The sequence below is a fragment of the Brasilonema bromeliae SPC951 genome, from assembly GCF_012912135.1.
Taxonomy (GTDB): domain Bacteria; phylum Cyanobacteriota; class Cyanobacteriia; order Cyanobacteriales; family Nostocaceae; genus Brasilonema; species Brasilonema bromeliae.
This window is the reverse complement of record NZ_QMEB01000018.1, coordinates 31723-43285: the sequence shown is the minus strand read 5'-3', so window position 1 is coordinate 43285 and position 11563 is coordinate 31723. Positions and strand designations below refer to the sequence as shown.

Here is an 11563-nt window from a genome sequence, read left to right as displayed (position 1 = left end):
CTGATAGAGTGCTTGTATCTTGTAATGGTTCAGTGGGACTCATGGGTAGTCCGCCACGCCCTGTTGACACAAAAGAACTTTGGCTTTGCCGACTTCCAGGAGTGCAGGCGGTGGAAATTTGCTGCGAGACATCAACAAGATTAGTAGGGAGTTCGATTAAACCGTTAGTGGGGTCTACTTCAGGTGTGTTAATTTGCACATTGCCGCTTAAATCTGGCGTTGCTCCTTTTGCAGTAATGCTACTCGTTTGCGGGAATGATGTTGTTTGGGATTGAAAACCAAAGATGTTAGCTACATTAATCGTGACATTTCCACCACGAAAGTTTTCAGAATCAGCACGAATATTACTATTCTCATTTTGAACTGCAACAACAAAGGCATTTTTGCCATCAATTTTAATATTGCCACCAGTAATATTTGTTCCAGAAGCATTAGTAGTGATTTCACTATTACGACGCATTATTAATAAATCTCTGGGATTTAGATTTATATTGCCTTCTCGTGCAATCGTATTGGCTGAAATTTTACCTCGGTTGTCAAGACTAATCAAATTAGCATTTACCGTTAAATTGCCTGCTGCTCCATTTCCCTGACTGCTGCTAGATAGTTCGGCGCTATTGGTAATAAGAAGTGATCTAGTTCTAAGATCAACATTACCTGCATTGCCCACAGCATTTTCTATTACCTGAGTCTCAATCCTACTTGGCAATCCATTGCTGCTTGCTCCATCGATAGATACCATATCTTGGGCAATAATATTTATTTTTCCTGCATTCCCTACTCCGTCCGTGCCTGCGCGCAAGTTCGCACCATTTCGCAAAAAAAGTGAGTCTGTATTAATATTAATATCATTTGCCCTACCTGTTCCTAGAGGGAACACAAGACTATAGGCACCACTTCTGTTTATTTTAATGTCACCATTAACGTTTTTTATATTTACACCATCAAATAAAACAAAATCAGTCGCGTTGATATTGACCTTACCAGCATTTCCATTACCATTTGTACGAGTAGCCAAGAGCGCACCATCAGTGACTTTCAATGATCTAGCAGTGATATTTACATTGCCTCCATTACTATTTGGTTTATCGGTCGCAACTTCGCTGTAAATACCTCCTGGAAAACCTTTTTGGTTGACTCCACTTAAGTTAACGGCATTAGCGGCGTTAATAGTTACATTGCCAGAATTTCCTTGCCCTAGAGTGCTTGTTGCCACAAAAGAACCATCACTCAGCGTCAAAGAATCTGCTTTAGTATCTATATCACCTCCCGTACCAATGGCATTTAGTTGTACTCGACTATAAGCTCCTCCCTCAGTTATAAAAGACACATTATCTCGTGCTTGAATATTAATATTACCGCCGTTTCCCTGTCCAAAAGTATCAGCCTGGAGCGAGGAAGCACTGGCAATTGAGAGTGAACCTGTGGTAATGCTTATATCACCTGCTTGACCCTTGATTCCTCCTCCTAACAGGGTTTTTATAGAACTTCCATCTGATAAAGAGACGGTATCGCGGGCATTAATGATGATATTACCTGCTTTTCCTTCTCTGCTGTAGCTTTCTGCTGTTAATTTGGCTTGATTGGCGAGCTGAAGCGAACCTGTAGAGATTTTTATTATTCCTCCGTTGCCTAATCCTACCCCATATCCTTCCAAACCTATGCTGCTAGCAGCATAACTTTTATCATCAAATATAACTGAATCTGCAGCATCAATTATTACATTACCCGCGTTGCCTTCACCAAAAGTACCTGCTGTTAAAAATGATCCATTAGTAACCGAGACTGACCTTGCTTGGATTGAAAGGTCATTTCCATTTCCTTTGCCGCCTTCTTGGACTGTGGTAAACGCTCTACTATTTGCAAAGGAGACAGCATCGCGAGCTTGTATTTGCACACTACCCGCATTTCCTTTTGCAATGGTACTAGCACTAAGAAACGAATTATTATTCAGTGCAAGTGAACCCGTGTTGATTTTTATGATACCGCCATTACCTTCTCCTTTTTCAACTTGGCTTAAGGCCAAGGAATTATTATAAAAATCAACGGTATTACGAGCATCAATTGTTAAATTGCCAGAATTTCCCGTACCTAAAGTACTAACCTTTAATTGAGAGTCGTTACCAATTGATACAGAATCAGCTTGAATCTGCAAATCTCCACTTTTTCCTACACCTGTAGGTTCTAAAGTAGTCCAGCCAAAACTTCCATCTAGAAAAGAGACTTGTGTGCGAGCATTTATATTGATATTCCCGGCATTACCTTGACCGAAGGAACTAGTGTAAATTCTAGCTCCGCCCTTTACGGACAATAAGCCAGTAGTAATATTAATATCACCAGCATTCCCGATGCCATTCGGGCGAACCTGATTTCTAATTTCGCTTTGCTCTTCTATCCTAATTGCTTCCGTGGCGTTAAGAGTAATATTTCCTGCTTTTGCAGTTGCTGAACCCAAAGTTGTCTCGATACCAGCATTGATTGAACTGTTTTTTAATAAATCTATGTTGCGTGCGTTGACTGCAATACTACCACCACTGGCATAAGCAACATTAGCGATCGCTCCATTATTCAAAAATACATCACTTCGTGGCAATTCAGGTACTTGAGTACTAAAAGTGTTGCCATCAATGATAAGGTTTATATTTCCCGGACCAGCTAATCCTGCTAATTCGATTCGTCCACCATAAGCATTTAATTGTCCACCATCCATCGTTACATTACCACCGATTAGTAATAAGCTTTTACCATCGGGTACTCGCAAACCAAATGTTTCAAAATTTGCTAAATGAAGACCAGCAGGTGCAACTGAGTTATTTTGAATTGCTCCTGTAGTGATTTGGTTGTATAAAAAAGCTGAAGGGTTAATCGTCAGTAACGGTGAAGGTGCTTCTGGATTTGTAGCGCTGAAGCTGCCTAGATTACCGAATCCTAAAGCGTTGGCTGTTGTAGCAACAAAAGAACCGCGAATATCTAAGCTGCCATTTGGTCCAAATATAATTCCATTGGGATTGATTAGAAACAGGTTCGCTGCGTCGTTAGCTTTGATTAAACCATTAATCTCAGAGATAGATTTACCCGTTACTCGACTAATAATGTTTTGAATATCCCGTGCATTATTGAACAAAGCTGTCTCGCCAGTGCGAACAGAAAACTCAGAGAAGCTGTGGAACAGATTAGCGCCTCTTGTTGTTCCACCTTCAATAACTCTAGTGTTACCCTCTAATCTGACGTTGGAATTATTTGGCAGAGTCCCATCTGGCGTGATTTGGGCGCGAGCGCTATTTGTATATAAGGCTATTACGCTGCCAATCACAATTCCTAAACTTTGCCACCAGTACAAACGTATAGATACCCCAGACATTGCACTCTCCTATTAAGAAGGAAATTTAGCGAGTGAATCCTCAATTAGGTATAGATGTCAGGGCGATCGACTTATGCACTTTTTTATTAATTCATAACTAGAAAGAATTGCATAAAAATTTTAAGCACTATTACTTATTGACAAATTGTTTATGATCTTAACCTGTCAAGGATGGTTTACTCTTGTCGTTTTATTCAACTAAAAATTGTGGAGTACTGGAAAATTCCCGACGACGTTGAATAAATAACACAACAACACCACTTGTAACTACAGCAAAGGCTGAGGGAATAAATGGTAACCATACTGCTTGCTTAAAAATGGCGATGCTTCCAAAGGGAGCCGCGCAGAGAGCGATCGCACAAACTCCATATAAAATGATAACTATCACAAATATGGCACATCCCTTATCTGAGTGCGAACGAAAGCGCCAAACAATCAAACCAGACACACTCGACCATCCCCATATCCAGAGAATATCGCACCAGAAAGGCAAAACCCCAAGAATAGGACGTTTGTCTAAAACTGCACTCAAAATTTGGCTGACCATTTGCGCTTGTATAAATACGCCTGGTATTTTCTGGTAATTTTGCTGGGCAGCAGAGTAGGGAGTTGACCAAGTATCGCTGACGGTGTTAGCTGTCACCCCGATGAGAACTACTTTATCTTTGAGCCAATCAGAGTTAACTTTATCACTCAATACATCTTCCAGAGAAACTCTTTCGTAATCTACATCACGGTAGTTGACAAGTATTTGAATTCCTCCTACAACTGTTTGTTGATAGCCACCACTGCGACCAGGCTTTAAGCGTTTAAAGACTTTAGAACCAAACTGTACATAATCTTCATTGAAATCAGGTTTAATATTTTCGTAAGATAAGTAGCGAGCAGCCAATTGTAACGAGAGTGAGTGAGGCGTTGTACAGGGAGACGAAGGCTCTTGTGCCATCATCAAAATTTGACGACGAACGATACCATCTGGATCTTGAATTGCATCGGTAAAACCCTGACGTTCTTCAGGTACTCCTAATGGAGGTTTAACACCTTGGGGGTCGTGTTTACGATCTCTGCCTTTACAGACAACTACCACATTTTCTTTGCTCAGTTCAGTGGGGAGTTGTATTGGCTTTGACTTATTTGGGGCTTGCCCTGAGCGTAGCCGAAGGGGGTCAGCAAAATCTCTATAAATATCTAATCCAATAACTCGCGGTTGATGCTTTTGTAATTTGTTGAGTAATTTAGCTAACGTACTATCAGAAATGGATTTCACTCCTGTGATCATCTCTTGTGGGGATTGAATATCTTTTTCGGTGATTTCAACAACGAGCAATCTTGGATCTAACTCTTCCTTTGGTCGCAGGAGTAGCATTTGGTCAAAGATTTGCAGTTCAAGTTTTTCAAAAAGCCCGAAGTATCTCAGACCTATTGTTGAAAGAGTCACAATAACAGTACTCAGCAGTACAGTCCAAAGTTTGCACCTTCGAGTCGAAATTCTGCTTTTCGTCGAAACTTCGCTGCCAGTTTCAGTATCACCCCAACCACTGCGCAGTTCTTGCCAAGTTACCGGAACAGTTGTAGGATTTTGGCAGATGACTGGTAACCAACTAGCACAAGGAAAGTCATTCTCCAATCCCTGAAGTCTTTCCCGCGCTTCTCGCACAGCCAGATAAAATGGCTTCCCACCCGCAAAAGCGACAAGAAAGTTTTTCAAGAACTCCTGTGCGACTAAATCTGGTACCCCTTCTCGCATCACAATTATTTGGGGAATATTCAAATCAGCCAAATTTCGTGCCAAACTAATTCCATCACAGGAGTTGAAAATTGCCAGTTTTAAACCGCGTGTAATTGCCGCCTTCAGTGCATTCTTAAACTGGGAAATTGTTAAACTCTCGCTTTGATTAATATAAATTTCCCCTATCTCTCCATCTGCAATACTAGCGCTATGTCCTGCAAAAAACAGAATATCCCAATCCTGATTCCACAGTTGCTCGTCAAGTTCTTTCCGTGTTGGTTCGATAAGAAACGTAGTTTGAGTATCTGTTAAACCTTGCAACAAAGAGCGGTCTTTCTCAATATCAATACCAAAACTGTTACCTAGAATTGCTAAAATATTGACTTGATCTGTAGGAGATTTTCGCACTACCTGAGGAGATGCATACTCATGATTGCTCAAAGCTAATTCAGCTTTCGGGTAATCCTCAAAAAAATCCCACAGATGCCAAGGTAAGCGATGCAGTAAAGCTATATTTGTTTCAATAATAACTCTAATTTCATCATCTCGACTGAGTAGAGTCCGTAGCTGTCGCTCAATATTTTGGAATGATTCAGATTTCAACCAAGCATTGATATTTGCTTGTAGCTGTTGACACACTTGCTCGAAGTCATTCACAGAAATATTAGTAATATCTTGTGAATGCACTTTTATACGTTGATTGCTGCCCAAACGTTGATGGACAGCTTCGTAGAGTAACTGCCACCTTTTATAGAGTTCGCTGAGTTCCGGTATGGCTGGCAGACTCCCTGTTATTTTGAAAAATTGGTTATTATGCCAAAGTTGAGCCGTGACAACAGGAAATCCTTGATTTAAGTCTCCTCCCAACAAGCTGAAGACGACTAGCTTACTCATTTGTTGTTTGGTAGTTGTGAGTTGTTAGTTGTCATTTGTCCAAGAGCCATTTGTCATTAACGTTCTGACTTATGACTAATATCAAGTTCGTTTGATTAATTACAATAAAAAGACCTCACCCCCATCCCCTCTCCTTAATAAGGAGAGGGGTGCCCGGAGGGCGGGGTGAGGTGATTCGTTTTTTATAAGTGTTCATCTGAACATAATATAATGATTAATGACTAAATAACAAAATTTTCTGTTATCTGGTAACTATCAAAAGCAACTTGGATGCTAAAACATTCTCCTACTTCTCCATCAAAGCGTTTCAATTGTATATAGTTATCTTGAACTCTTGCTTGCACTTCCTGAATAATTTCCCCTGACTCTAAAAGCAAAGCTAACTTGATATTAACAGGTAAATAAGATTCTGCACCCGTTGGATGAAGTTGCACGCGAATACTAACTTGTTGGCTATCCTCTGGTATCAAGGCAACTAATAGCACCACTTTTTGAGACTCTATTTCCATTCCCAAGTCAATCAGCTTGGCTCGTTTGATACTACTAACATTTAGCCCAGAGCTACTCCTAAAATTGAAAGCTAGACTACTGGAATTTAACTGGAAAAATGTTTCTATTGCTTCCCAAGTATTATCATATATACCTTCCAGCCAACGACTGAGATTCACTTGCACTTGGGAAGATTGTGACTGCTGTCGTTGTTGGTACAAACGCTGCCGCCACTGCTCATTCTCTAGTAGTGCTCCCCAAGTTGCAAATGGCACTCCAAGCCTAGAGAAAGTCACATAGGAATTGCCTAACCGTAGCACAAGATTTTCTGCTTGTTGGGTGGATAATTGTGGTAACGGAGCTATTGCAGCTTTCATCTGTTCTTCTCCACAAAATTGATAGCTCAAAGAGAAAGCATTGAGGTCTTTTGTCAAATGCCGTGCATCTATACAATAAGTCCTATCCACTGAGTCATAGTGAGCCAGAGATTTCAGTTCAGTATGAGTTGTGTAACCCCAAATTCGCACCCACTCGGCATCTGGTTGGACTTGCACTGCTAAATAGTAGTCTGCTGCCCAACTGGGAATGTCCACCCATTCCTGAGGAACTTCTAACTCGCTATCATCAATTGCCTCACTGGGGATCAACACGACTCGCCTCCCCTCTAACAAAATTGCTGTGCCATTGACAAATTCCCAAAAAGCTGGCGTACCAGGGGAAGTATACCAAACACTCGCTTGGGGAAAATCTTCAGTTGAGATCCAATCCAAGAAGGCATGGAGACAAATTTGATTTATGTAAGCGCACCAGCGACTGCTAGGCGTGGCAAAAATCTGGCTTTGCTGCCAGGATTGCGCCTGAATTGTTGGTGATATTTCTAACAACCATTCTCTTGGATCTGCAAACGCGCAAGTCATTTTTACTACCTTATGAAAACTACGGATTTATGTTGTACTCACCATACTGGTTTCTCAGCCATTCTTCCAAAGCAAGACTCATATCTTTAATTTGGTTGGAATTAATAGAAATATTCAAATCCTGGCTCCACTTAATCAGTGCTGCAAGTATTGATTCTCTACCTTTAACCAGTCTGCGAGACACCGTAGGCTGACTCATCTGCAACTGTTGCATAATCTGTTGTTGAGTGAGTCCCTGTTGATAGTAAAGCTTAAGTACTTCTTGGGTTTGTAAATCCAGGTTCTGTAAAGCTTTTAACAATACAGAAAACATCTGAGATATTTGGTTTTGTCGATTTTGCACATCCTCTGCGGCTATCATATCAGCCATTGGTGAGTCAGAGGATGGGTCTGGCAAATCAAGCGTTACTGTTGTGTCATCATCTTGCTTAAAAGCATTTAGAGATTTCACAGGTGGAAACAGATAAGCTCGCACGTAGAGAGCTGTCTGATTTAACCACTGTTCAATTGTCTGTGCGTTGCGTTGCTCAGTAGGTTGAGTGAGTTGGCTTTGGCGTTGGTGGTTGTAGAGATTAGTAATAGCTTCCCAAAGTTGACGATTCGGTTCTGGTAACTTACTGCTACCTCCTGGTTGGTTTTGGACGTACAGTTCTTTGAAACAAGTCCAAGCTAAGCGATATTGAGCAATTGCGCTTTGTGATAATCCAGCTTCACTAAGAGCTTCACTAAGCAGCTTTTTGCTCACTTTGCGTAACAATGCCCAATTGGTGCAAAGATTAGCTTCTTTGCGTTGGCGTAAAATATCTCTCAGCCGACTGGGAATTGCCATAATGGCGTAGGCTTTTAAACTAGAGCATTTTTCCGGATTGAAGTCTTTAAGAATTATTTCGACTTCTGCGATCGCCATTTGGAAGTAATCAGCTAGACTATATTGGCTGTTCGTAAATTTGGCAACTGTTTTTGAAGCCGCCCAATAACATGGTTCTTGTAAATAAGCCGACAAATGCATTCTGGCAAGATTATTGGATCTAGAGCGCCAGTGCTTGTGCCAGTAAAGCGCCCAAAAGTTTTCTGATTTCAGTGCTTCTGACGAACGCCCCAAGTGATTTTGGATATTTCTATACAGTTTAGTATCAGTTAACCATTTGCTGAATCTGTCTCCTTCCAACTGCATGAATGTTGAGAACATATCCGTAATTTCTTGGCGAGGACGCATAAGCAATTAAAAATATAAATTGAGCGGGACTGCAAATAGCATGCCTTCTTGGTGTTGGCGTTCAGGCACACGCACTTGCGTTCGTTAAAATGAACTATGCCACGTGCAAGAATAGGATTTACTGGAATGCTTACTCAGCTATCATCTTACAACCAAAGAGATATCATTTACCCGGAAAGCGACGGACAGCCAATGGCAGACAATACAAAGCAATTTGAGTTGATTGTACTCATTAAAAAAAACTTGGATCTGCTGTTTGACAATCACCCGAATGTGTTCGTTGCAGGGGACTTACTGTGGTATCCTATTGAGGGCAACAACATCATTCGCAGAGCACCTGATGTTATGGTTGTCTTCGGCAGACCAAAAGGAAACCGAGGTTCCTATTTACAGTGGCGAGAAGACAACATTCCCCCACAAGTCGTGTTTGAAATTCTTTCCCCTAGCAATAGCGCCAAAGAGATGATAAGTTTATACAAATTTTATGAGCGCTATGGTGTGGAAGAATACTACTTGTATGATCCAGACACAGGTGAGTTGACTGGTTGGTTACGCTCTGGTGATGAATTAGCAGAAATTGAGCAAATGATCGGTTGGGTGAGTCCTCGTCTAAGCATACGCTTTGAAATGTCAGACGGCGAACTTCAGATTTATCGTCCTGATGGACAACGGTTTCTTACCTATTTGGAACTAGCGCAGAAACAAGAACAAGCTGAAGCTAGGGCAGAACAAGCTGAAGCTAGAGCAGAAAAAGCTGAAGCTAGAGCAGAAAAAGCTGAGGCCGAACTACAAGCACTCCGTGCTTTACTTCAAGAACGAGGAGTGAATCCAAATTAAGTGTGAACGAATTTTATCTAGAAGTCAAACAAAATAGCGATCGCCTAGATCGCTACCTCTCCCAAGAATTACCAAATTTATCGCGATCGCGCATTCAACAACTCATAGAACAAAATAATGTCCAACTAAATGACAATGTTTGCACATCCAAGAAAACTGCTGTCAAAACAGGCGATCGCATTTCCATAAAAATACCAGAACCTGAACCTCTAGAACTCCAACCAGAAAATATTCCTCTCGACATTCTTTATGAAGACGACTCCCTACTTATCATCAACAAAAGCGCTGGGTTAGTCGTCCATCCCGCACCAGGTCATCAAGACGGTACTTTAGTCAACGCTATTTTAGCTCACTGCCCTAATTTACCAGGAATTGGGGGAGTCCAACGTCCGGGAATTGTCCATCGATTGGATAAAGATACAACGGGGGCGATCGCAATAGCCAAAACAGAACACGCCCATCAACATCTACAAGGTCAACTCAAAGCAAAAACTGCACGGCGAGAATACCTCGGCATTATCTACGGCGTACCCAAAACAGAAAGCGGTACCATTGACTTACCCATCGGTCGTCATCCAGTTGACCGCAAAAAAATGGCGGTTGTTCCAGTAGAACAAGGGGGAAGAACTGCAGTTACTCACTGGAAAGTGAAAGAGCGTTTTGGCAACTATACATTGATGCACTTCCAACTGGAAACCGGACGCACCCATCAAATTCGTGTCCACAGCACCCATATCGGTCATCCTATTGTTGGCGATCCTGTGTATAGTTCCGGTCGTTCCGTTGGTGTGAATTTATCAGGTCAAGCACTTCACGCTTGGCGACTGAGGTTAGAGCATCCAGTTTCTGGAGAATGGATCGAAGTCACTGCACCTCCTCCACAGGAGTTTACAACTTTGTTGGAAGTTCTCAGGCGACGATTTAGCATGTCTCAATTTTAATTAAGATAATACTCACTGGAGTTTTGACTAGTTCGCGGTCCGAAACTCCAAACCTTTATGGCAATTGATGTACATCAAATATAAGCGTACTCACTTATAAATCGAGTATTTTAACTTATTGACAAAAGGCGCTTTATTTTAAAGCCTTACAAATGCGCCATTGAGAAACCTAGACTAACCTTTATGGCTATTGCCATAAATGTTCTCTGGGGTTTTTCAAAACTGCATAAGTTATTTTTGTTTACATCTATATAAATTGTAAGGATTTACGGTTGTTTCAACCAACTAAATTCATTCACACCTACCCTTGAAAACGTCTACAGGTTATTAACGAATGAGCTACTTGTACGCTTTGCTAATAGGTATTGATTGTTATCTCCCTAATAGATTACCCGATGGTGCTTCTTATAAAAGCCTTGAGGGATGCGTGCGTGATATTAACCATGTGGAAGCTTTCCTAAAGCGCCAGTTTAATCTACCATCTAAACAAATTTACAAGCTAACAGCTTCTAATGTTGACGGTTCTAATGTGCTTTTTGCTCTGACTAAAGGTCTATCGTCAACGTGGTGTGTGGGTGTAGCTACTGAACCGATTAAAGCGCATGCATGGGTAGAAATTGGTGGTAAACCCTTCCGTGAAGTGAATAACTTTCAACACCACTTCAGAAAATTGCTTGCAGCTTAGGCTTTAAATTAAGAATAATAAAAGATTCATCTTTATTAGAAGCCACACAAACAAGGGTTGAATTGATGACTGATTTCAGAAGCTGGCTTGAGCTTGTACGTAGCTATACAAAAGCTTTCTTCCGTTCTCTACCATTTTTATGGACAGCAGCACCAAGGGAAACAGTCTTTCTCACCGTCGCTATTCTGTTACAAGGGCTTGTTCCAGCACTGAGTATCTGGATTAGCAAGCGAGTGGTAGATACGATAGCAACAGCTTTGACTCAAGGCAGAGAATTAGGCAATGTACTCATTGGGAGTTTAGTGGCTGGATGGATAGGGGCTTTGCTACTAGAGGTGCTCCTGAGTCCTTGGATAGCAGCAGTTCGGGGAAATCTCAGCGATAAACTCACGGCTCACATCAACTTACTTTTAATGCGTAAAGCGGATACTTTTCCAGACCTGAGCCGTTTTGAAGACCCTGAGTTTTACGACGAACTACAGCTTCTCCAGAAG

The 11563-nt window shown here is 41.4% G+C and carries 7 protein-coding genes and 1 pseudogene; 4 read left to right on the top strand and 4 right to left on the bottom strand.

Annotated features, from left to right (window positions below; translation table 11 throughout):
* The 4 genes from DP116_RS04205 to DP116_RS04190 form a co-directional block, all read right to left on the bottom strand.
* Positions 1-3361 (bottom strand): two-partner secretion domain-containing protein (locus DP116_RS04205; RefSeq protein ID WP_169153978.1); only part of this gene is annotated, 3361 nt, incomplete at its 3' end.
* Between the two features lie 190 nt (positions 3362-3551).
* Positions 3552-5984, bottom strand: a complete 2433-nt coding sequence (locus DP116_RS04200) for a CHASE2 domain-containing protein (protein ID WP_169153977.1) — start codon at positions 5982-5984, stop codon at positions 3552-3554.
* A 221-nt stretch (positions 5985-6205) separates the two neighbouring features.
* Complete coding sequence (locus DP116_RS04195; protein WP_169153976.1) at positions 6206-7390, bottom strand: DUF1822 family protein; 1185 nt, start codon at positions 7388-7390, stop codon at positions 6206-6208.
* A 19-nt stretch (positions 7391-7409) separates the two neighbouring features.
* A complete protein-coding gene (locus DP116_RS04190; protein ID WP_343038249.1) occupies positions 7410-8579 on the bottom strand; it encodes a sigma-70 family RNA polymerase sigma factor in 1170 nt (389 codons plus the stop codon).
* Between the two features lie 153 nt (positions 8580-8732).
* Between DP116_RS04190 and DP116_RS04185 the strand changes: the two genes are divergently transcribed.
* The 4 genes and pseudogenes from DP116_RS04185 to DP116_RS29005 form a co-directional block, all read left to right on the top strand.
* A complete protein-coding gene (locus tag DP116_RS04185; RefSeq protein WP_169153981.1) occupies positions 8733-9443 on the top strand; it encodes a Uma2 family endonuclease in 711 nt (236 codons plus the stop codon).
* Between the two features lie 2 nt (positions 9444-9445).
* Entirely contained in the window at positions 9446-10384 is a 939-nt protein-coding gene (locus DP116_RS04180; protein ID WP_169153974.1) for an RluA family pseudouridine synthase, read from the top strand.
* A gap of 334 nt (positions 10385-10718) precedes the next feature.
* Positions 10719-11069, top strand: coding sequence for a lasso peptide biosynthesis B2 protein (locus tag DP116_RS04175; RefSeq protein ID WP_169153973.1), 351 nt, complete (start codon positions 10719-10721; stop codon positions 11067-11069).
* A gap of 65 nt (positions 11070-11134) precedes the next feature.
* A pseudogene (locus tag DP116_RS29005) lies at positions 11135-11563 on the top strand (ABC transporter ATP-binding protein); the annotation flags it as partial.

Coding starts and splice junctions, on each gene's coding strand:
- DP116_RS04175 (WP_169153973.1), top strand. CDS start 10,719: ATGAGCTACTTGTACGCTTTGCTAATAGGTATTGATTGTTATCTCCCT.
- DP116_RS04195 (WP_169153976.1), bottom strand. CDS start 7,390: ATGACTTGCGCGTTTGCAGATCCAAGAGAATGGTTGTTAGAAATATCA.
- DP116_RS04185 (WP_169153981.1), top strand. CDS start 8,733: ATGCTTACTCAGCTATCATCTTACAACCAAAGAGATATCATTTACCCG.
- DP116_RS04200 (WP_169153977.1), bottom strand. CDS start 5,984: ATGAGTAAGCTAGTCGTCTTCAGCTTGTTGGGAGGAGACTTAAATCAA.
- DP116_RS04190 (WP_343038249.1), bottom strand. CDS start 8,579: ATGTTCTCAACATTCATGCAGTTGGAAGGAGACAGATTCAGCAAATGG.